Source organism: Micromonospora olivasterospora (assembly GCF_007830265.1).
Taxonomy (GTDB): Bacteria; Actinomycetota; Actinomycetes; order Mycobacteriales; family Micromonosporaceae; genus Micromonospora; species Micromonospora olivasterospora.
Map to the genome: position 1 here is coordinate 2,572,950 of NZ_VLKE01000001.1, position 21,978 is coordinate 2,594,927.

The 21,978-nt window shown below is 74.6% G+C and carries 17 protein-coding genes and 1 pseudogene; 9 read left to right on the forward strand and 9 right to left on the reverse strand.

Going from position 1 to position 21,978, the window contains the following annotated elements; translation table 11 throughout:
- On the forward strand, positions 1-1,242 hold the full coding sequence (locus JD77_RS11760) for a metallophosphoesterase (RefSeq protein ID WP_145774308.1): 1,242 nt from the start codon (positions 1-3) through the stop codon (positions 1,240-1,242).
- Between the two features lie 124 nt (positions 1,243-1,366).
- Positions 1,367-4,554 (forward strand): annotated as a pseudogene (locus JD77_RS11765) (UvrD-helicase domain-containing protein).
- A 143-nt stretch (positions 4,555-4,697) separates the two neighbouring features.
- Here the strand turns inward: JD77_RS11765 and JD77_RS11770 are convergent.
- The 4 genes from JD77_RS11770 to JD77_RS33545 form a co-directional block, all read right to left on the reverse strand.
- Positions 4,698-6,020, reverse strand: a complete 1,323-nt coding sequence (locus tag JD77_RS11770; protein ID WP_145773799.1) for an IS110 family RNA-guided transposase — start codon at positions 6,018-6,020, stop codon at positions 4,698-4,700.
- 360 nt (positions 6,021-6,380) lie between these two features.
- A complete protein-coding gene (locus JD77_RS11775) occupies positions 6,381-7,061 on the reverse strand; it encodes a prepilin peptidase (protein ID WP_145774311.1) in 681 nt (226 codons plus the stop codon).
- A 10-nt stretch (positions 7,062-7,071) separates the two neighbouring features.
- Complete coding sequence (locus JD77_RS33540) at positions 7,072-7,473, reverse strand: EamA family transporter (protein WP_246140636.1); 402 nt, start codon at positions 7,471-7,473, stop codon at positions 7,072-7,074.
- Positions 7,434-8,066: an EamA family transporter gene (locus tag JD77_RS33545; protein ID WP_246140637.1), complete on the reverse strand. Its 633-nt coding sequence runs from the start codon at positions 8,064-8,066 to the stop codon at positions 7,434-7,436. The genes JD77_RS33540 and JD77_RS33545 overlap by 40 nt, the downstream gene beginning before the upstream one ends.
- Before the next feature lie 458 nt (positions 8,067-8,524).
- On the opposite strand from JD77_RS33545, the gene JD77_RS32820 reads away from it, so the two are divergent.
- The 3 genes from JD77_RS32820 to JD77_RS11800 all read left to right on the forward strand — a co-directional run bounded on the left by JD77_RS32820 (position 8,525) and on the right by JD77_RS11800 (position 11,317).
- Positions 8,525-8,989 carry an LppU/SCO3897 family protein gene (locus JD77_RS32820; protein WP_145777543.1) on the forward strand — a complete coding sequence of 155 codons (465 nt, stop codon included), beginning with the start codon at positions 8,525-8,527 and terminating at the stop codon, positions 8,987-8,989.
- 504 nt (positions 8,990-9,493) lie between these two features.
- Positions 9,494-9,910: an LppU/SCO3897 family protein gene (locus tag JD77_RS35125; RefSeq protein WP_145777544.1), complete on the forward strand. Its 417-nt coding sequence runs from the start codon at positions 9,494-9,496 to the stop codon at positions 9,908-9,910.
- 171 nt (positions 9,911-10,081) lie between these two features.
- Entirely contained in the window at positions 10,082-11,317 is a 1,236-nt protein-coding gene (locus JD77_RS11800) for an ATP-binding protein (RefSeq protein WP_145774313.1), read from the forward strand.
- A 24-nt stretch (positions 11,318-11,341) separates the two neighbouring features.
- Here the strand turns inward: JD77_RS11800 and JD77_RS11805 are convergent, their stop codons facing one another.
- Positions 11,342-11,887: a GNAT family N-acetyltransferase gene (locus tag JD77_RS11805; protein ID WP_145774315.1), complete on the reverse strand. Its 546-nt coding sequence runs from the start codon at positions 11,885-11,887 to the stop codon at positions 11,342-11,344.
- 147 nt (positions 11,888-12,034) lie between these two features.
- Between JD77_RS11805 and JD77_RS11810 the strand changes: the two genes are divergently transcribed.
- Positions 12,035-12,580, forward strand: a complete 546-nt coding sequence (locus JD77_RS11810) for a DoxX family protein (RefSeq protein ID WP_145774316.1) — start codon at positions 12,035-12,037, stop codon at positions 12,578-12,580.
- Between the two features lie 214 nt (positions 12,581-12,794).
- Positions 12,795-14,240 (forward strand): glycosyltransferase 87 family protein, encoded by a 1,446-nt coding sequence (locus tag JD77_RS11815; RefSeq protein WP_145774318.1) that lies wholly within the window; start codon positions 12,795-12,797, stop codon positions 14,238-14,240.
- Between the two features lie 96 nt (positions 14,241-14,336).
- On the opposite strand, the gene JD77_RS11820 is transcribed toward JD77_RS11815, so the two are convergent.
- From JD77_RS11820 to moaC, 4 genes are all read right to left on the reverse strand, one after another.
- Positions 14,337-14,747, reverse strand: a complete 411-nt coding sequence (locus tag JD77_RS11820; protein ID WP_145777545.1) for a molybdenum cofactor biosynthesis protein MoaE — start codon at positions 14,745-14,747, stop codon at positions 14,337-14,339.
- A 101-nt stretch (positions 14,748-14,848) separates the two neighbouring features.
- Positions 14,849-16,108 carry a molybdopterin molybdotransferase MoeA gene (locus JD77_RS11825; protein ID WP_145774321.1) on the reverse strand — a complete coding sequence of 420 codons (1,260 nt, stop codon included), beginning with the start codon at positions 16,106-16,108 and terminating at the stop codon, positions 14,849-14,851.
- A gap of 205 nt (positions 16,109-16,313) precedes the next feature.
- On the reverse strand, positions 16,314-16,784 hold the full coding sequence (locus JD77_RS11830; RefSeq protein WP_145774323.1) for a MogA/MoaB family molybdenum cofactor biosynthesis protein: 471 nt from the start codon (positions 16,782-16,784) through the stop codon (positions 16,314-16,316).
- Complete coding sequence (gene moaC, locus JD77_RS11835) at positions 16,781-17,272, reverse strand: cyclic pyranopterin monophosphate synthase MoaC (protein WP_145774325.1); 492 nt, start codon at positions 17,270-17,272, stop codon at positions 16,781-16,783. The genes JD77_RS11830 and moaC overlap by 4 nt, the downstream gene beginning before the upstream one ends.
- An 838-nt stretch (positions 17,273-18,110) precedes the next feature.
- Between moaC and JD77_RS11840 the strand changes: the two genes are divergently transcribed.
- Entirely contained in the window at positions 18,111-20,642 is a 2,532-nt protein-coding gene (locus tag JD77_RS11840; protein WP_211372542.1) for a putative bifunctional diguanylate cyclase/phosphodiesterase, read from the forward strand.
- Positions 20,639-21,931 (forward strand): glycosyltransferase 87 family protein, encoded by a 1,293-nt coding sequence (locus JD77_RS11845; RefSeq protein ID WP_145774327.1) that lies wholly within the window; start codon positions 20,639-20,641, stop codon positions 21,929-21,931. The genes JD77_RS11840 and JD77_RS11845 overlap by 4 nt, the downstream gene beginning before the upstream one ends.
- Positions 21,932-21,978 lie beyond the last annotated feature (47 nt).

The window sequence follows — 21,978 nt, forward strand, 5'->3', positions numbered from 1 at the left end:
ATGGCGGCTGTGGTGTCCGTGGTCGTGGTGCTCCTCGTCCTCGGCCTGATCCACTTCTACCTGTGGAAGCGGCTGGTCCGGGACACCACGGGCCCCGGCCGGTGGCGCCGGGTCGGCGCCGTCGCCGCCGTGGTCCTGGGGCTGCTCATCCCCGCGACCCTGGCCAGCGTCCGGTCGAGTTGGTACTGGCTGTCCTGGCCGGGGTACGTGTGGCTCGCGCTGATGTTCTACCTGCTGGTCGTACTCGTCGTGCTCGAGGTGCCGATGCTGGTCACGCGGCGGGTGCTGCGCCGCCGGGTGGCGGCCGCCGAGCCGACCGCCGCCGCGCCCGAGCCGGTGCTGGTGGGCGCCGCCGGCCCGGCGGATCCGCCGGCGGCCGCGGCCGTGGACCAGCCCGACCATGATCCCGCCCGCCGGCTGCTGCTGGCCCGCGGTGCGGCGATCTTCGCGGGCCTCACGGCCGCCGGCATCACCGGGTACGGGGTACGCAACGCGCTGGGCCCGCCGCGGCTGGACCGGGTGCAGATCCCGCTGGCGAAGCTGCCCCGGGGCATGGACGGCCTGCGCATCGCCACCGTCTCCGACATCCACCTCGGGCCGTTCCGCGGCCGGGCGCACACCGAGCGGATCGTCGCGATGATCAACCGGCTCGACGCCGATTTCGTCGCGGTCGTCGGCGACCTGGTGGACGGCTCGGTCGCCGAGCTGGGCGAGGCGGCGGCGCCGCTGCGCGATCTGCGTTCCCGCTACGGCAGCTTCTTCGTCACCGGCAACCACGAGTACTACTCCGGCGTCGAGGAGTGGGTGCCGGAGGTGGACCGCCTCGGGCTGCGCGTGCTCCAGAACGTCCGGCAGGAGATCCGTACGCCGGGCGGCGTGCTCGACCTCGCCGGGGTGAACGACGTGAGCGCCGCCGGCACGGGGCTGGCCGCCCCCGCCGACTACGCCGCCGCGCTCGGCGACCGGGACCCGAGCCGGCCCGTGGTACTGCTGGCCCACCAGCCGATCGCCGCTGTGGAGGCGGCGAAGTTCGGCGTCGACCTGCAACTGTCCGGCCACACCCACGGCGGCCAGATCGTCCCGTTCAACCTGGTGGTGGCGATGCAGCAGCCGGTGGTCTCCGGCCTGGGCGAGGTGGACGGCACGAAGGTCTACGTGACCAACGGGGCGGGCTTCTGGGGCCCGCCGGTCCGCGTGGGCGCGAACCCCCAGATCACCCTGGTCGAGCTCCGCACCCCCTGACGGGCCGGGCGGGACCGGTCCGCGCATAGCGGCGGGGGGCCCGGCGTGTCCAGAGATGGATTGCTCAGGTCACGCGTACGCGTGGCGGGAGGCGGCGCGTCAGGGCGGCGTGGCAGGATGCGGCGTGCCTCCGTTCAGCGCCGCACCCCCCGGTGGCCCCTCGCCGTTCGTCGCGGACCTGCACATCCACTCGAAGTACTCGCGCGCGTGCAGTCGCGACCTGACCCTGCCGAACCTGGGCTGGTGGGCCCGGCGCAAGGGCATCGGCGTGCTCGGCACCGGCGACTTCACCCACCCCGCCTGGTACGACCACCTGCGCCAGACGCTGCACCCGGCCGAGCCGGGCCTGTACCGGCTCAGCCCCGAGGCGGAGCGCGACATCGCCCGCCGGCTGCCGCCCCGGCTGGCGAGCGAGGCGGAGGCGGACCCGGTCCGGTTCATGCTCAGCGTCGAGATCTCCACCATCTACAAGCGGGACGACCGTACCCGCAAGGTGCACCACCTGGTCTACCTGCCCGACCTGGACGCGGTGGAACGCTTCAACGCCGCCCTCGGCCGGATCGGCAACATCGCCTCCGACGGCCGACCCATCCTCGGCCTCGACTCCCGGGACCTGCTGGAGATCACCCTGGAGTCCAGCCCGGACGGCTACCTCGTGCCCGCGCACATCTGGACGCCGTGGTTCTCGGCGCTGGGCTCGAAGTCCGGCTTCGACGCGATCGCCGACTGCTACGCCGACCTCGCCGAGCACGTCTTCGCCGTGGAGACCGGGCTCTCCTCCGACCCCGAGATGAACTGGCGGGTCGGCAGCCTGGACCGCTACCAGCTCGTCTCCAACTCGGACGCCCACTCCCCGCCGGCGCTGGCCCGCGAGGCGACCATCTTCGCCACCGGCCGGGACTACTTCGCCATCCGCGAGGCGCTGCGCACCGGCGACGGGCTGGCCGGGACGATCGAGTTCTTCCCGGAGGAGGGGAAGTACCACGCTGACGGGCACCGCCTCTGCGGCGTCAACTGGTCCCCCGAGCGCACTCGCGCGGCCGGCGGGCGCTGCCCGGAGTGCGGCAAGCCGCTCACCGTCGGCGTGCTCAGCCGGGTGGAGGAGCTGGCCGACCGGCCCGAGGGGCACCGCCCCGCGCACGCCCGGGGGTCACCCACCTGGTGCCACTGGCCGAGATCCTCGGCGAGATCCACAAGGTGGGTCCCCGGTCGAAAAAGGTCGAGGGGAAGCTCAACGACCTGGTCGCGGCGCTCGGCCCCGAACTGGAGATCCTGACCCGCGCCCCGCTCGACGAGCTCGGCCGGGTCGGCGGGAAGCTGCTCGCCGAGGGCATCGGGCGGCTGCGGCGCGGCGACGTACGCCGCGTCCCCGGCTACGACGGCGAGTACGGGGTGATCACCCTGTTCGACCCGGACGAGCTGGGCGGTACGGCGGCGGGGCCGCAGGCGGAGACGCTGTTCGACGTACCCGTGCCGGCGCAGCGGGCCCCGGAGCCGGCGGCGCGGGCCAAGGCCCGGCGCCCGGCGGCGGCGAAGGCCGAGCCGAAGCGCAAGGCCGCCCCGCCGCCCCCGCCGATCGCGCCGCAGCCGTCGCCGCACGAGCCGTTCGAGCCGATGCTCGCCGGGATGGAGGAGGTCGGCACCGGGCTGCTGGACCGGCTGGACGCCATGCAGCGGGTGGCCGCCTCCGCCCCGGGCGGGCCGCTGCTGATCGTCGCCGGCCCCGGCACCGGCAAGACCCGCACCCTGACGCACCGGATCGCGTACCTGTGCGCCGAGCTGAACGTCTTCCCCGAGCGCTGCCTGGCGATCACCTTCACCCGGCGGGCCGCCGAGGAGCTGCGCCACCGCCTCGACGGGCTGCTCGGACCGGTGGCCGAGGACATCACCGTCGGCACGTTCCACTCGCTGGGGCTGACCATCCTGCGGGAGAACGCGGGGACGGCCGGGCTGCCGGACGACTTCCGGATCGCCGACGACGCGGACCGCGCGGCGGCCCGGGACGAGGCCGGCGACGATCAGGCCGGCTACACGGCGCTGCTGCGCAAGCGGGACCTCGTCGACCTCGACGAACTGCTCACCCTGCCGGTGGAGCTGCTGCGCGCCGACCCGAAGCTGGTCGACCGGTACCGGGACCGGTGGCGGTGGATCTTCGTCGACGAGTACCAGGACGTCGACGCAATCCAGTACGAGCTGCTGCGGCTGCTCAGCCCCGCCGACGGCAACCTCTGCGCGATCGGCGACCCCGACCAGGCGATCTACTCGTTCCGCGGCGCGGACGTCGGCTACTTCCTGCGCTTCTCGCAGGACTTCACCGACGCCCGGCTGGTGCGGCTGAACCGCAACTACCGCTCGTCGGCGCCGATCCTGGCCGCCGCCGTGCAGGCCATCGCGCCGTCGTCGCTGGTACGGGGCCGCCGGCTCGACCCGGCCCGGCTCGACCCGGAGGCCCCGCTGGTCGGCCGGTACGCCGCGGCGACCGTCGCCGACGAGGCCGACTTCGTCGTACACACCGTCGACGAGCTGGTCGGCGGCCTGTCCCACCGGTCGCTGGATTCGGGGCGGATCGACGGCCGGTCGACGAACCTGTCGTTCTCCGACATCGCCGTGCTGTACCGGACGGACTCGCAGGCCGCCCCGATCGTGGACGCCCTGGCCCGGGCGAACGTCCCGGTGCAGAAGCGCTCGCACGACCGGCTGCGGGACCGGCCCGGGGTGGCCGCGATCGCCCGCGAGCTGCGGCACGCCGACGGCCTCGGCGGCGGGCTTCCCGCCCGGGTCCGGCTCGCCGGCCAGGTGGTGGCCGACCGGTTCGCCGCCCCCACGCTGGACGGCTCCGGCACCGTACGCCCCGAGGAGGTCCGGGCGGCCGTGGACCTGCTCACCCCGCTGGCCCGGCGCTGCGGCGACGACCTGGGGCTGTTCCTGTCCCAGCTCGCCACCGGGGCGGAGGTGGACGCCCTCGACCCGCGCGCCGAGGCGGTCACCCTGCTCACCCTGCACGCCGCGAAGGGGCTGGAGTTCCCCGTGGTCTTCCTGGTCGGCTGCGAGGACGGCCTGCTCCCGCTGCGCTGGCCCGGCACCACCCCGGACGACGACGCGATCGCCGAGGAACGCCGGCTCTTCTTCGTCGGCCTCACCCGGGCGCAGGACCGCCTCTACGTCAGCCACGCCGCCCGGCGCAGCCGGCACGGCACCGAGCGCGACTGCCGCCCGTCCCCCTTCCTGGACGTGATCGACCCGGGCCTGTTCGAGCGCCTCGGCGATACGGAACCCCGCCGCCCCAAGGACCGCCAACTCCGCCTGCTGTGACAGGACGCGGGGCGGCGGTAGCCGCGCGCGATGCGGTAGCCGCGCGCGATCTGACCGGTAAATGACCTGTACCACGACGGGTTTTGGGGGCGGTGGGCTGGCCCGGTGTTGATGGCCAGCCCGGGCGGGGTGGGGGTGTGGGGTCAGGTTGTCGGTTGCAGGGTGACGGTGTGGCCGAGGGCTTCGAGTTGCCGGACCAGGCTGTTGATCTTCCGGGTGGTGTTGATACGGCGTTCGTGGAAGTCGGCGCCGAGATCGTGGTAACGGGCGGTTGGGTCGTTGAGCAGGTGCCAGATGATCACGAGGATGGAGCGGGCGACGGCGACCTTGGCCTTGCCTCTGCCTCGACGTGTGACCAGACGCCGGTAGCGTTCGGACAGGAACGTTCCCTTGCCGCGGGCGACGGTGGCTGCGGCCATACCGAGGGCGCCTTTGAGGTACGGATTGCCTTTGCCTGTCTTGCCCGCGGTGAGGCTGGTACCGGACTGGATGGTGCGCGGACACAGCTTCGCCCAGGACACCAGGTGCGCCGCGGTGGGGAACCGTGTCATGTCCAGACCGATCTCGGCGATGATCAGTTGCGCGGACTCGGTGCTGATGCCCGGGATCTCGGCCAGGCGCCGCCGGGCGTCTGGCGCCGGGGTGTCGCCGTCGCCGCCGCCCGGCTGGGACGGTGGGTCGATGTCGTCGAGTATCTGCCCGATCCGTGTGGTGAGTTTCGCGATCTCGGTGTCGAGGCGGTCGATCTGGTCGAGCAGGATCCGGGCCAACTCGCCGTGATGGTCGTCGAAGCGGCCGGTGAGTGCCTCGATGAGGGCGTTGCGTTTGCGGCGCAGCGCTCCGTGGGCCAGCGAGGCGAGGGTCGCCGGATCACGTTGACCGGCGATCAACGCCTCAACCATGTCCCGCGTCGACACCGTCCGCAGGGTGGAGGCCACCGACGACACCTTGATCAGGGCGTCTTCAAGCAGTTTCTCCAACCTCGACCAGTAGCGGGTCCGGTCCCGGACCAGATCCACCCGCATCCGGGTGTAGTCACGCAACACCCGCACCGGAGCCGCAGGCACGAACGAGGGCCGCAACAGGCCCTTCTCGGTGAGCTTGGCCAACCACACCGCGTCCAGCTTGTCGGTCTTCGGCCGCCCGGGCACGTTCTTGACGTCACGGGCGTTGACCAACTGCACGTCCAACCCGGCTGCCTCGAACAGGTAGAACCAGATCCGCCAGTAGTCCGACGTGCTTTCCACGGTGACCTTCTCCACCCCCGCCGCCACCAGATCGGCGGCAAGGTCACTGACCGCGTTCGTGGTCGCCGTCACCTGCCACACCCGGCTCACCCGCCGCCCACCCGCGGCGGGTAGCCGGGTACACACCATCCCCGACTCCTTGGCCACATCGACCGCACACACCCGCTCCCAGACCTTCTCGCTGTCAGCGTCCGGGATCTCTTCGGGTAACCCGCGCATCCGCCCGCGTCCCTCCTCACCGTGATCGACCAGTGGGTAGGTCGCCCGGGGGCCTCGGTCGGGAACCGAAAATCTGACCGGCGTGCTCGAAGCAACAGTGCGTGACCCACAAGAGTCCGGGCCCCGGCGCCAGACTTGCAGACGGCCTCAACTAGACCAAGATCGATCGGCGTCGGCGGGCGACCTGTCCACCATTTTCACGCCTGCGAGGCGTCCCGAAAAGACCGGGTGACTTGCAGTTACCGCCCCGACACATCCGCACGAATGGGACAAGACGAGGGCCGAAAGTGCAAGATCGCGGGGCGGGGGGTGGGGGGCGGGGGGCGCGGGCGGGGCGGGGGGGTGGGGTGGGGGGTGGGGTCAGGCGAGCAGGGCGGCCAGCCAGGCGCCTGCCAGGAGGGCCGGCCCGAGGGGCAGGAGGGTGTCTCGGCGGACCCGGCGGGCGGCCAGCAGGGCGAGCACGGCGAGCCCGTGCAGGACGTGCGGCAGGGCCAGCCCGGCCAGCAGGGTCGGCCAGCCCAGCCAGCCGAGCGGCAGCCCCAGCACGGCGGCGAGCTTCACGTCGCCGAACCCGAGCCGCGAGCCCGGCAGCAGCGCCAGCAGCGAATACCCGGCGAACGACAGCGCCGCCCCGGCCAGCGGCGCGAGGAGCCGGTCCGGCCGGCCGGCGATGCCCGCCGCCGCTCCCAGGCCGACCACGGCGGCCAGCGCGGCGGCGCCGACCAGCCGGTCCGGCAGCCGCAGGCAGGCCAGGTCGACCACGGCGAGCACCAGCCCGATCGCGGCCACCGCCAGGAACGCCGGCAGCGCCGGGCCGGCGCCCGGCGCGACGCCGAGGCCCGCGAAGACGACGGCCCCGGCCACCGCCGTCACCCGGGCCGCCGGCAGGTGCCGGTCGCCGGGGGTGAACCGCCGGGCCAGCCACGGTACGGCGGCGCCGGCCGCCCCGCCGAGCGCCCCGACCGCGGGCAACCACGGGTGCGCGGCAAGGTCGGCCAACGGGCCGGCCGACGCGACGAGGATCAGCGGGCCGGCGGGCACCGGCCGGACGTTACCGGCGGGTCTCCCCGGCCGCCGCCCCGGTTGGCCGTCCGGGGCGTTCGGTGCTGACCACCAGCGCCACCCCGGTGACGATGACCGCCCCGCCGAGCAGCACCTGGGCCGTGACCGGCTCGGCGGCCAGCAGCGCGCCGAGCGCCACCGCGACCGCCGGGTTCACGTACGCGTACGTGGCGACCAGGGAGATCGGCGCGTGGTGCAGCAGCCAGACGTACGCGGTGAAGGCGATCAGCGAGCCGGCGACCATCAGGTACGCCAGGGCCAGCCAGGACCGGCCGGTGACCGCCGCCGGGTCGAAGTTCCGCAGCTCGCCCCGGCAGGCGGCGAGCACGGTCAGCGCCGCGGCCCCGGCGATCATCTCGTACACCGTGGCGACGAAGGGGTCGGCGGGCATCCGCAGGCGCCCGGAGAGGAGCGACCCGACCGACCAGCAGGCGGCCCCGCGACCACGGTCAGCGCCCCCACCAGGGGCACGGCCGCCGACCCGCCGGGGGGCAGCACCAGCAGGACCAGGCCGAGGAAGCCGACGCTCACGCCGGCGAACGTCCAGAACCGGGGCCGGTCCCCGGTGGCCGCCCGGAGCAGGACGACCAGCAGGGGAACGATGGCGACGAGCAGCGCGGCGACGCCGGAGGGCACCGCCGTCCCGGGCGGGCCGGACTCGGCGAGCACCACCAGTCCGTTGCCGCCGGCCAGCAGCAGCACCCCGACCAGCGCGGCCGAGGCGAGCTGACGCCGGTCGACGCGCAGCGCGCCAGGCCCCCGGCGTACCCGCAGGACGAGCCCGAGCACGGCGGCGGCCGCGGCGAACCGGAGGCCGGCCGAGGCGAGCGCGGGCAGCGACTCCACCGCGACCTGGATGGCCAGGTAGGTCGAGCCCCACAGGACGTACACGACAGCCAGCGCCGTCCAGATCAGCGCTGGCCGGGCCGACGGTCGCCCGGCCGGAGGGGCGGGTGGGCCGGACGGGTCAGCGGGCGAGATCACGGACGGGAAAGATGAGCTCATCGGTGGACCACGCTACGGTGACCTGGGCGTCGGCGTCCCACATCGGTGGCCGGCCTCACCACCTGGGCAGGAGGCGGCGCATGTCGAACTACGGACCACCGGGCTCGGGCCCCGGGCCGTGGCCGGGACGACGGCCCGAAGAGGGGTACGGCCACCCGACCCCACCCTGGCCGGGACAGCGACCGGACGACGGGTACGCCCAACCGAACGCGCCCCGGCCGGAACAGCGGCCCCACGAGGGATACCGCGACCCGGGCCCGCCCTGGCCCGGCGACCGGGGGGCGCCGCAGCGGGCGTACCCGCCCCGCCAGCCCGCGCACGACCCGGGGCACACCGAGGCGTACCCGCCGTACTCCGGCGCCCGGTACGCCGACGACCCGTACGGCGCCGCGCCGCACCAGCGGTTCGCGGCCGGGCAGCCGTATCCCGAGGAGCCGGTGCCGGAGCGCCCGCGCGGCCGGGGCCCGCTGATCGCCGTGCTGGCCACCCTGGCGGTGCTGCTGGCCGGCGGGTCGGTGGCGTGGTATCTGCTCGGCCGGGACGACACGTCCCCGGCGGCGGGCCCGGCCCTGCCGGGCACCGACGCCGTGCCGGAGGACACCGAGGACGCCTCCACGGCCGCCACGCCGACCGCCGCCGCGCCCGAGTCGTCGGCTGACCCCCGGTTCGCCAAGGTCGGGCAGTGCGTCCGCAACGACGGGCCCGCGGGCGGCAAGCCCAAGCTGCTCATCGCCCCGTGCGCGCCGAAGACGTACGAGGTGCTGCGCCGCTTCGACGGCCAGACCAGCGGCGAGAAGGACGCCGAGGCGAAGTGTGCCAAGGTGGAGGGCTACACCAACTGGTACTTCTTCGACAGCCAACTGGACACCCTCGACTTCGTGCTCTGCCTCAAGCTCCGCTGACCGACCGCTCGTCGATCGCCACACCCCTGGGAAAGAGATGTCTTCATACGGACCACCCGGCTCCGGCTCGCCCGACGACCCGTACGCCCGGCCGCCAGGCGGTGCCGGCGACGGCCCGGTCGATCCGACCCTGCCGCAATGGGGCCCACCGCCTGCCGGCGGCGCCGAGCCCCGACCGCCCCGCTGTGGAACCAGCCGCCCGGTGGCGCGTACCCGCCGCCCCCGCCGCCCGCCGGTAACCAGCCGCCGGCCCCCGGTTACCCGCCGCCCCCGCCGGGCGGCGGCCGGCCCGGCGGCTACCCGGCCCCGACGAGCAGTCAGCCGGGCGGGTACCCGCCGCCCGGGACGTACCCGCCCGCCGGCCCCGCGGGCACCGCTCCCGGCGGTGCCGTGCCGCCTCCCGGGCAGCCCGCGCCGGCCGGGCCGTGGGGTCCGCCGCCGCCACCCGGGTACGGGCCCGGGCCGGTCGCCCCGCCCGCCAAGAGGAACGGCCGGCGGGTCGGTCTGATCATCGCCCTGGTGGTCCTGCTGCTGCTCTGCCCCTGCCTCGGCCTGGCCGGCTGGGGGATCTACCGGGCGGCCGACGTGGCCGACAGTTCGGCGCCGCCGGCGAGCACCTCCCCGGTCCCGGTCGAGCCGAGCGACGAGCCGACGGCGGCCCCGACCACGGCAAAGCCGAGCCCGAGCGAGGACGACGACGACTTCGCCAAGGGCGACTGCGTGGTCAACGACGGCACGGACGACGACGCGGAGTTGCGCAAGGTGCCGTGCGGGCCGGGCACGTACGAGATCCTGCTGCGCATCCCGGCGACCTCGGACGGCGACCGCTGCGAGACGCTGGCACCCAAGTCGACCGCCAACTACGTGCACGACAACTCGGTCGACTTCCTGGACTACGTGCTCTGCCTCAAGAAGCGCTGACAGTTCCGGATAGCCGAAACTAGGGCTGTCTAGCATCCACGCTAGACAGCCCTAGTTTCGCCTCGACGGCCCGACGCTCCGGCGGCTGGACGGCCGCCGCCGGCGACACGCCGGTAGCCCCGTCTACGGATGTCTAGCCTGGCAGCTAGACGGCCCGATACTGTGCGATTCGTGGATCCGGTCCGCAACCCGTACGCCCCGGGCGCCGGCCAGCGCCCGCCCGAACTCGCCGGGCGGGCGCGGGAACTGGACGTCTTCGACGTGGTGCTGGAGCGCATCGCGCGCGGCCGCCCGGAACGCAGCCTGATGCTCACCGGCCTGCGCGGCGTCGGGAAGACCGTGCTGCTCAACACCCTCCGCTCGCAGGCCATCGGGCGGCTCTGGGGCAGCGGCAAGATCGAGGCCCGGCCGGACCAGTCGCTGCGCCGCCCGATCGCGGCGGCCCTGCACATGGCGGTCCGCGAGTTGGCCCCCCGACACCGGGCCCCGGACCGGATCGAGGCGTTCCTCGGGGTGCTGAAGGCGTTCGCCCAGCGGTCCGCGCCGACCGGGCGGGCCGGTGCCGCCCCGAGGCTGCGCGACCGCTGGCAGCCCGGCATCGACGTGCCGGCGGCCACCGGCCGCGCCGACTCCGGGGACATCGAGATCGACCTGGTCGAGCTGCTCAGCGACGCCGCCGCCGTGGCCGGCGACGTCGGCACCGGCATCGCCATCTTCATCGACGAGATGCAGGATCTCGGCGCCGAGGACGTCTCGGCGCTCTGCGCCGCCTGCCACGAGCTGTCCCAGCTCGGCGCCCCGCTGATCGTCGTCGGCGCCGGCCTGCCGCACCTGCCGGCCGTGCTCAGCGCGGCCAAGTCGTACTCCGAGCGGCTGTTCCGCTACCAGCGCATCGACCGGCTCGACCGGATCGCCGCGGACCAGGCGCTCTGCGCGCCGGCCGAGCGCGAGGAGGTCGAGTACGAGCCGAAGGCCCTCGACCTGCTCTACGAGAAGTCCGGGGGCTACCCCTACTTCGTCCAGGCGTACGGCAAGGCCACCTGGGACCATGCGCCGCGCTCCCCGATCACCGCCGCGGACGTCCGGGTGGCTGCCCCGGAGGCGGAGGCCGAACTGGCCGTCGGATTCTTCGGTTCCCGCTTCGAGCGGGCCACCCCGGCCGAACGCGAGTACATGCGGGCGATGGCCACGCTGTCCCTGGTGGAGGGGGACGCCGGCGGCCGGGACGACATGGACGCCGCGGTACCCACCGCCGAGATCGCCCGTTCGCTGGGACGCAAGCCGGCCAGCCTCTCCCCGGCGCGGGACGCGTTGATCAAGAAAGGGCTGATCTACTCCGGGGAGCGCGGCACGGTGGCGTTCACCGTCCCACACTTCGGCCGGTACCTGCGCACCCAGCCCGCCTGACCGCCGGGCTGCCCGGCCGCGGCGTCACACCTTGGACCAGGGCGAAGGGAAGAGCACCTCGCCGCGCGGCGCCAGGCCCTCGCCGCCGGTGCTGGCCGGCAGGACCAGCGCCTGCCAGGGATCGCCCAGGCCGGACCAGGGGCTGGTCAGCCCAAGCCGGTCGGCGCGGGTGAAGCCGAAGCGCCGGTAGAAGGCGGGGGACCCCAGCACCACCACCAGCCGCTCGCCCAACTCCGTGGCCGCGTCCAGGCCTGCCTGCACCACCGCCGTGCCGTGCCCGATCCGCTGCCGGTGCGGCGCGACCGCCACCGGGCCGAGGGCCAGGGCCGGGGCGTTCCCGTCGTCGCCCCGTACCCGGACCCGGGTCAGCAGGGCGTACCCGACGACCTCCCCGCCGTACTCGGCGACCATGGCCAGCTCGGCGATCCACGCGTCGGTGCCGCGCAGCTCCTCGACCAGCCCCACCTCCGGCGGCGCCAGCACGTCGGGGCGGGCGAAGGCCGCGGCCAGCACCCGACCGACCGGACCGGTGTCGGCCGGGTCCTCCGGGCGGAGCCGTAGCGTGGTCACCCGGGCGAGGTTACCGCCCGGAGCGGTTCCACCAGCGACGGTCGCCGAGATCGGCGTGGCGGTCGAGCCCGGTCCGACGTCCATGTCGGCCGGTCGGATCGCGCCGTTGCGGGGGTAGACGACCGGACGAGAGGGTATGACTGGTTTATGCAACCCGTGCGCTCCCTCGCCCGCGTCATGTTGAGCGGCATCTTCGTGGTCAGCGGCGCCCGCAACCTCCAGAACCCCGGCCGGCTGGTGCCGGCCGCGAAGCCTGTCACCGACCGGCTCACCCCGTTGATCCAGCAGGTCGTCCCCAGCCTGCCCACCGACGCCGAGAAGCTGATCCGGGTCAACGCCGCCACCCACGTCGTCGGCGGCCTGCTGCTGGCCAGCGGCAGGTGCACCAGGGCGGCGGCCCTGGTGCTCGCCGGCACACTGATCCCGACCACCGCCGCGGCCCATCCCTTCTGGAGCAACGACGACCCGGCACAGCGGGCACAGAACCAGGTCCACTTCCTGAAGAACCTCGGGCTCTTCGGCGGGCTGCTCCTCGCCGCCGCCGACACCGGGGGCAGGCCCGGGCTGCGGTGGCGCGCCGGTCACCGGATCGACCACTCGCGACGCTCCGTGCAGCGCGCGGTCCGCACCGCCCGCCGCGAGGCCCGGATCGCCGTACGCTCGGCGGCGACCGCCCGCCGCCTGCCCGGCTGACCTGCGGCTCTTCACCCCCTCCCCGCCCCCGCCCCCGGCAACACCGCGAATTACCTGAACCACCCGCTAGGCGTTAACGCGGTGGAAATGTCAAAAACATGTGTGGGATCGGACACGGTCGCATAACGCGGGAGGCATCAACGTGAGGCGCCGTTCTAGGCTCCCTGCTGGACCTGGACGGGTAGGACGACCTTGGTACGGGGGTGGCCACGCCATGCCGGCGACCGTCGGACGACGGATGGACCGCCTCGCCCCGGTCCGCCGCATGACCCGTGGCCTCGACCGCAGGACGGCCGTGCGCGCCGGGGTCGTGGCCACCGTCGCCTACGCCGCGTGGCTCGCCATCGGCACCTTCGGCCGACCGTACAACTTCTTCGACATGAAGATCTACCACGGCGCTGTGGTGTGGTGGGCGAGCGGCCACGAGCTGTACGACTTCATCGCTCCCTCCACCACGCTCGGCTTCACGTACCCGCCGTTCGGGGGCCTGGTCATGCTGCCCATGGCGCTCGTCCCGGTCGAGGTCGCCGGGTGGCTGAACGCGCTGGCCAGCATCGCCGCCCTGGCGCTGGTCCTGGCCGCGCTGCTGCGGCCGATCGTCGACCGGCTCGGCTGGCCGCTGTGGTTCACCGTCGGCATCGCGACCCCGATGGCGGTGGCCATCGAGCCGGGCCGGGAGACCCTCGGGTACGGGCAGGTCAACCTGCTGCTCTTCGCGCTGGTCATGGCCGACCTCGTCGGGCTGCGCTGGCGGGCGCGCCGCGGCACCCGGTTCGACCCGTCCGACGGGCCGCTGCGCCGCTTCGTGTTCGGCGGCGTCTGGGCCGGGGCCGGCATCGGCCTGGCCACCGCCGTCAAGCTGACCCCGGCGCTGTTCATCGCGTACCTGGTGATCACCCGGCAGTGGCGGGCGGCGGCCACGGCGGTCGGCACCGCGGTCGGCGTCACCCTCGCCGGCTTCGTCCTCGTCGGCACCGAGTCGCGGACGTACTTCGGCGGCGTGCTCTGGCAGACCGAGCGGGTCGGCGCGGCCGACATGACCCCGAACCAGTCGCTGGCCGGCCTGCTGGCCCGCCTGTACGACTCGATCGAGACGCCCGGCCTGCTCTGGCTGTCGTTCTCGGTGCTGGTCCTGGCGCTGGGGCTGTCCCGGGCCGCCAGCGCCCGCGGGGACGGTGACGAGCTGACCGCGTTCACCCTGGTCGGGCTCACCGGCAACGTGATCAGCCCGATCTCCTGGTCGCACCATCTCGTGTGGGTGATCCCGGCGATCATCGTGCTCGCCGACGCCGCCGTACGTCGCCGGGAGGCGAGCCGCGGCCTGATGCCGCGGGCCGGCCAGGCGCCCCCGTACGGGGGGCTGCCGGGGGTCAACGGCCTGCGCCCGCCGATCTGGTACCCGACGCTGACCGGGCTCCGGCACGGCGTGGCGGCGGTCGGGCTCTACCTGCTGTTTCTCGTCTCGCCCATCTGGCCGTACGAACACCAACTCCCCGAGGTGTCGCACTACCAGGACGGCCTCTTCGGGGCGCTCATGGAGAACTCGCTGGCCCTGGCGCTGATCGTGCTGGTCGCCGCGCTGCCCTGGCGGCCGGGCGCCGAGCCGGCCTTCTACGCCGACCGGCTGGGCCGCACCGCCCCGGCGTACGCCCGCCGCTGACCGGCGCCGGCACGCGGAGGCCGGAGCGGCTGTGGAACGCCCCGCGGGCCAGGGCGGCGAGCCCCTCCTCGACGCGCCGGCGCGACGCGGCGGCGGTCAGGGGCAGTTGACCCACTCCTCCGTGCCGTCGACGAAGACCTGCCGCTTCCAGATCGGCAGCCGGGCCTTCACCTCGTCGACCAGCCGGGCGCAGGCGGCGAACGCGGCGGCCCGGTGCGCGGTGCTCACGGCCGCGACCAGGGCAACGTCGCCGATCCCGAGCGGGCCGACGCGGTGCGACACCGCGACCGCGTAGACGTCGGGGTCGGCGGCCACCTCGGCGGCCACCTCGCGGAGCACCTCGGCGGCGCTCGGGTGGCCCTCGTACTCCAGGCTGGTCACCGCGCGGCCGTGGTCGTGGTCGCGGACCACACCCTGGAACGACACCACCGCGCCGGCCCGCCGATCGGCGACCGCCGCCTCGTGCGCGGCCAGGTCCAGCGGCTCCTCCGTCACCGTGCCGAACACCGTCGCCGCGCCCGTCCCGGCGGCGGGTGGGGCGGGCGGGACGCCGGCCTCCCCGGGGGTTGCCGTGACCACGCCCGCCGCTTCCGGGGTCTGGGCGCCCGTCACCACGCCCGCTCCCCGGGCAGGAGGGGCAGCGGCACGACCGGCACGCGGGCGCCCGGCTCGCCGGTGGTGCCGGGGCGAACGACCGCGAACCCGTCCGCGCCCGCGAGCCCACGCAGCATGGCCGAGCCGACGTGGCGTACGGGGTGCGCGGTGCCGGCCACCCGGTCCAGCCGGACCAGGGCCAGGTGCGTGTAGTCGCCCCGCCCCGGCACCGGCTCGGCGAGCGCGGCGTGCGGCAGCACCGGCTGCGGCCGGCCCGCCAGGCCGGCGAGCAGCGGCGCGACCAGCGACACGAGGGCGACGATCGCCGACTGCGGGTTGCCGGGGAGGCCGGCGACGAAGCGGGTCCGGCCCTCCGGGCCGGTGAGCCGGGCGAGCAGCATCGGAAATCCGGGACGGACCGCGACCGTGTTGACCACGTACTCCGCGCCGAGTTCCGCGAGCGCGGGGTGCAGGTGGTCGACCGGCCCGTGCATGGTCCCGCCCGTCGTGCAGACCAGGTCGGCGTCGGCCAGCGCCGTCCGCAGCGCTCCGACGTGCGCCGGCAGCGTGTCCGCCACCGGTCCGGTCACGTCGGCCGGGCGCACCTCGCAGCCGTACCGGCGCAGCCAGGCCGGGACGGCGGGGCCGAGAGCGTCCCGGACCCGGCCGGCGGCCGGCGGGCCCGAGGTCAGCAGCTCGTCGCCGAAGACCAGCAGCGCCGCGCGGGGCGCGCGACGCACCCGCAGGGTGTCGTGCCCGCAGGAGGCGGCCAGGCCGATCAGCGCCGGGTCGACCGGGGTGCCGGCCGGGAGCAGTTCCTCACCGGCGTACGCCTCCTCGCCCGGTCGCCGCCACTCCGGCTGCGGTCGGGGCCTGCCCGTGATCCGGCCGTCCGCCGTCCGGGTGGACTCCTCGACCCGCACGATCGCGGTGACCCCCTCGGGCACCATCGCGCCGGTGGCGATCTCGGCCGTCGTGCCGTCCTCGGCGAGCGGCGGCGGGCTGTTGCCGGCCAGCACCCGGCCGACGATCCGCCACGGCCCCTCGCCGCGCACGGCCCAGCCGTCCACGCTGCTGGTGGGGAAGGCGGGCAGGTCGGTGCGGGGCGCCAACGGCTCGGCGAGGGTGAGTCCGTCGGCGTCGGCCAGCGGCCGGTCGACGGCGGGCAGCGCGGCGGCGAGGCCGGCGGCGTACGCCCGCTCACGGGCCTCCGCCCAGTCCGTCACCGGCAGTGCGGCGACCTGCTCCGCGGCGGACGCGGTCTCCGTGCTCACCGGCGCGATCCTCCCGTTCGCGACCGCGGGGCGACTCCCCGCGTCCACCGGCCGAGCCTATCGCCGGACGGCCCGCCGCGGCGGGTCAGCTGGTCGCCGCCGCGGGGCTGGTCGAGGACGTGGGACAGAGGCGGCCGGCCGCCGCGCCGGCTCGCTCGTCCGCGCCGCGTGCCGGCCAGGGTCGGGGGCGAAACAACCTGCCGGGTCAATGGTCGCCACCGCCCAGCTGGTCGACGGCGTGGGCCAGGATCGGGCCGAGCACGGCGAGGCCGTCGCGGGCGCCGCCGGTCGAGCCGGGCAGGTTGACCACCAGCATCCGGCCGATCACGCCGGCGACGCCCCGGGACAGCGCCGCCGCGGGCACCCTGTCCCGGCTGTGCGCCCGGATCGCCTCGGCGATGCCGGGAATCTCGTAGTGCAGCAGCTCGCGGGTGACGTCCGGGGTCCGGTCGGTGGGGGTGATCCCCGTGCCGCCGCTGGTCAGCACCACGTCGATCCCGTCGGCCTGGGCGGCCCGCAGCGCCGCGCCGACCGGCTCGCCGTCGGGCACCACCACCGGCTCGTCCACCTGGCAGCCCAGCTCGCGCAGCCCCGCCGCCAGCAGCGGGCCGCTGGTGTCGGCGTAGATGCCGGCGGAGGCGCGGTTGGAGGCGACCACCACCCGGGCGCGAATCACGGCCGGTCCTCCGGCCGCAGCCACCGACCGGTCTTGCCGCCCTCCTTGCGGAGCACCCGTACGGCGTCGACCGACGCCGCCGGGTCCACCGCCTTCACCATGTCGACCAGGGCGAGCCCGGCGACCGCCACGGCGGTGAGGGCTTCCATCTCCACCCCCGTCCGGTCGGCGGTGCGCGCCGTGGCCGTGATCTCGACGGTGTCCTCGGTCAGCGTCAGGTCGACGGCCACCCCGTGCAGCGCGATCGGGTGGCAGAGCGGGATCAGGTCGGGCGTGCGCTTCGCGCCCATGATGCCGGCCAGCCGACCGACGGCGAGCGCGTCGCCCTTGGGCAGCCCGTCCCGCCGAAGCAGGTCGATGACCTGGGGCGTGGTACGCAGCCGGCCGGCGGCCACCGCGAGCCGGCCGGAGACCTCCTTGGCGGAGACGTCGACCATGCGGGCGGAGCCGGCCGCGTCGACGTGGGTGAGCTGCGCGGGTTCGGTCACGGCGGCGAGCCTATCGTCCGGCTGCGACGCTCGCCGGCTTCCCGGTGTCCGCTTGGTCACGTGGGTCGGGGGTGCCAGGGGCGACGGCGCCGGGGAAATGCACCGAGGGCGGCCTGCGGCGGCCCGCACGTGCCCCCGCGACGTGCGGAGGCGGGTAGGGCGGGGTGAGTCCGAGGTGGTTGAGGGCTCCGCACTCGACCGGGCCGCCGTACTCCTTGGCGAGTTCGAGCGCCAATTCGTGCTGGCGTCTCGACTCCGGACCTCCGTGCCGCCTTGTGAGAAAAGGCTAACGAAGACGAAACAAAGACGAATTCTATGCGAATTGGCCGCGAACCAGTGGTATGCCCGGCATACCAACACAACCCCGAGCAAAGCACTGCAAAAGTGCGGGCAAGACGGCGACCCGGGAACGTCAACAAGAAGCTACGACAATTCTCCGCTCCGTTAACGTCCGCACATCAAGAGATCCCGCCGCCACCGCCCGCAGCAGTTACCGGATGCTCTTGCTGGAGCCACACCCCAACCACTTCGATAATCATCGCAGGAGTTCACACAGGCCTGGCGTTGAGTTTTCGCGCGGGAACGGTAGGTAACAGAGCGGCCTAGTCTTGCCGCATACTGCGCATATGGACATGGAATGCCCCGAAGGCGGTCGAAAGGTCATAACATCTGCGCGTCGGCCAAGCCGGGCAGGCGTCGGCCTCGAAGATCCTCAGACGGAAGGTGGCAGCCATGAAGGCTCACGACTGGCTCTGATCGAGCCCTTCACCCGAGGCCTGACCGGCCGTAAAGTCCGAGACACGTACTGCCAGGAATGGGCTGCGGCAGAGGATGAGACGTGACTCGGACCGCCAACAACGACAGTGAGACCGATCGGCGGCTACTGCTGCTTGTCGGTCTCGTCGTGTTCACCGCCGCGGTGGCGCTCTTTCTGAGCATTCGTTCCCTCGGGCTCCGAAGTGCGCCGAGTACCCACGATCTCGCCACGGCGGCGACGGTCACCTTCCTCGTTGCCGTCGGAGCGACCGTCAACGTCCGGGTCCGCATCCGGGCCACGACCCACGGCATCTCCTGGACCGAGGTCGCGGCAGTGATCGGGCTCGCGGTGGCGCCCGTGCCCTGGGTGATCCTCGCGACCGGCCTCGGCGTCGGGATAGCCCGTGGGATCGTCCGCGTGGCACCCATCAAGCTCGCCTTCGGGGTGGCGAAGGACACCGTGACCGCCGCGGCCGGAGGACTCGTGCTGCTGCTGGCCGGCTGGGCCTGGCCGACGACCGGGTCCCTCAGTCACGCGGTGCTGACCCTCGTCGCGGCGTACCTGGTCGTGGTGGTGCTGGACGAGGCGCTGACCTTCCCGGTCATCGCCCTCGCCACCAGGACCCGGGTACGGGAACTGTTCACCGAGCACTACGACCTGCGCATCGCGAGCGCCATCGCCAGGTTCCTGGTGATCACGTCCACCCTGCTGATCCTCAACCACAACCCCAGCTTCCTCATCGTCGTGCCGCCGCTGGTGTTGAGCCTGCACCTCGCCTATTCCAGTCGGGTCCGCAACCGGGCGGAACGGGACGCGTGGCAGCGGCTGGCGCGCACCACGGACGCGCTCAACGTCGTCGACCTCGACAAGGTCCTCACCACCGCCGTCACCCAGGCCGCCGAGCTCTTCTCCGCCGACGAGGTCGAGATCGCCCTGCGCGAGGGCGGGCGGACGGTCCGCGGCGCCGCCGGCACCCTCACGTACGACGGCCCGGCCGAGCGGACCAGCACCGTGGACGGGTCGGTGATCGAGGTACGCCTGGAGGGGCACGACCGCACCGTCGACCTCGGCGCGCTCCGGCTGCGCTTCCGCGGCCCGGTCCAGCTCTCCGAGCGGGAGCAGTACACCCTGCGTACCTTCGCCTCGGCGCTCTGCACGGCGGTCCGGAACGCCCAGGCGTACGCCGAACTGGCCCGCGTCGCCGGGGAACACGCGTACGCGGCCACCCACGACGCCCTGACCGGGCTGGCGAACCGCCGGCACCTGCTGGAGCAGGGCGGCGAGCAGCTCGACGCCCGACGTTCCGACGGGATCACCGCGCTGGTGCTCGTCGACCTCAACCACTTCAAGGAGGTCAACGACACCCTCGGCCACGCCGCCGGGGACCGGGTCCTCACCCAGGTCGCCGACCGGTTGTGCGGCGCGGCCCGGTCAGGCGACCTGGTGGCCCGCCTGGGCGGCGACGAGTTCGCCGTGCTGCTGCGCGGCCTGCCCGCCCCGGCGGTGGCCGCCCACCGGGCGGAGGCCCTGCTCGCCGCGCTGCACGAGCCGCTCGACGTCGACGGCATGCGGATCAGCGTGGAGGCCAGCGGCGGCATCGCCGTCGCCCCGGCCAGCGGCGGTATGCCCGAGCTGCTGCGCCGCGCCGACGTGGCGATGTACCAGGCGAAGCGCGCCGGCCAGCGGATCTCCACGTACGCCCCGACGCGGGACACCGCCGACCTCGGCCGGCTGACCCTCGGCGGCGAGGTGCCCCGGGCCGTCGCCGACCACGAGTTCACCGTCAACTTCCAACCGATCGTCGACCTCGGCACCGGCGAGGTGACCGGCGCGGAGGCGCTGGCCCGGTGGCGCCACCCGGTCCACGGCCTGATCGACCCGCTGCGCTTCCTGGAGGCGGTGGAGCGTTCCGGCCTGCTCCCGGCGTTCGCCGAGGCAATCCTCGACCAGGCGCTGATCGCGGCGGGCAGCTGGCGCAAGGCCGGCTTCGACCTGCCCGTGGCGGTCAACGTGTCGCCGCGCAGCCTGCTCGACGCCCGTTTCCCCGGCTCCGTACTGGCCCGGCTGCGCGCCCACGACCTGCCGCCCGACCGGCTCATCCTCGAACTGACCGAGACGCTGGCGCTCAGCCAGCTCGACATCGTCGACCGGGTGCTCAGCCGGCTGCGCGACGAGGGCGTACGCCTGGCCCTGGACGACTTCGGCACCGGCTACTCCTCGCTCTCCCTGCTCTCCCGAATCCCCGTGCACGAGCTGAAGATCGACCGCGGCTTCGTGGCGGCGATGGAGGGTTCGGCCGAGGCCGCCGCGGTCATCCGGTCCACGCTCGACCTCGGCCGCGGCCTCGACCTCGTCGTGGTCGCCGAGGGCGTGGAGAGCGAGCCGCAGCGCCGCGCGCTCTGGGACCTGGGCTGCGTCGCCGGGCAGGGTCACCTGTTCGGGCGCCCCGTACCGGCCGGATCGCTGCTCTCGGCCCTGCGGCGCGGCTTCGGCGGGCGTCCCGGCACGCTGGCGCCGCCGCTGCAGGGCGCGGGCGAGGTGGTCCGCCTCCCGGCCGGCCGGCGCCAGGCCGGGCGGAGTCGCGGGGATCGTCTGCCACACTTGCCCGCGTGACCGCCGCCGTCGACCGCACCTCCCGTACGCCCGGCACCTGGCGGCGGGTCGACGCCGCCGCTGGCGGCCTCGGCCTGGACCTGGGCCTGTACGCCGTCTCCGCCGCGTTCGCCGCGGTCACCGCCGGCACCTCGACGCTGCTGCCGCACCGCGCCTGGGGAGCCGTCGCGGCGGTCGGCTATCTCCTCGCCGCGCTCGCCGTCGCCGCCCAACTGGCCGCCCGCCGCCGGGGCCCCGGCTCGGCGCTCGCCGGGCTGCCGGCCCGCTGGGCGGTCACCGGCTTCGCCTGGGCCACCACCGCCCTGCTGCCCCTGGTCTGGCAGGGCGCGCAGCGGGCGGCCGGCCGCACCGACCGGGCGCAGGAGGAGGTGGTCGTCGTCGAGCACGCCGCCGCCCGGCTGGTCGAGACCGGCACCCCGTACCTCGGGCACGACGCGATCGCCGCGCTCCCCGCCGACGAGCGGCTGCTCGCCTACAACCCGTACCAGCCGGGGATGGCGCTGTTCGGCCTGCCCCGCGCCCTCGCGGACGGCTGGTGGACCGACGCGCGGGTGTGGTTCGCGGTGGGCACCGCCGTCGCCCTCGCGCTGGCCGTGCGCGCCCTGCGCTCCGCGTCCGCGGCCGGCAGCGCCCCGCAGCCGGCGGTCCTGCGCGGCGTGCAGGCCGCGACCGTACTGCCCGTCTGCGCCCTCACCCTGGCCACCGGCGGCGACGACCTGCCCGTGCTCGCTCTGTGCCTGCTGGCCCTGGCCCTCGCCGCCGCCGGCCGCCCCGGCCGGGCGGGCCTCGCGATCGGGGCCGCCGGCGCGCTGAAGCTCTTCGCCTGGCCGGTCGCGCTCGTGCTGATCGCCTGGGCGGCGACCCGTCGGTCCGCGGTACGGCTCGCCGTCGGCGCGCTCGGGCTGCCGGCGCTCGCCCTGGTCCCGGCCCTGCTCGTCGACCGCGACGCGCTGGTCGAGAACGTGCTGCGCTTCCCCCTCGGCCACGGCCTGGTCACCAGCCCGGCGCAGTCCCCCTTCCCCGGGCACCTGATCGCGACCGCGCTGCCCGCCGGCCGGGTCGTCGCCGCCGCACTGCTCGTCGCGGTCGGCGTCGGGATCGCCGTCCGGCTGCTGCGCCGCCCGCCCCGCACGGCCGTCACCACCGCCACCATCTGCGGGTACGGGCTACTCGCCGCGATCCTGCTGATGCCCTCGACCCGCTTCGGGTATCTGCTGTACCCGGTCGCCCTGCTGGCCTGGGCCCCCGCCCTGGTCGGCGGCGGTCGGCGCCCCGCCACGGCACCCTGAGCCGGCCGGTTCCCCGGACTGCCGGCGCGGCTCGGCCCGCAGGGCGT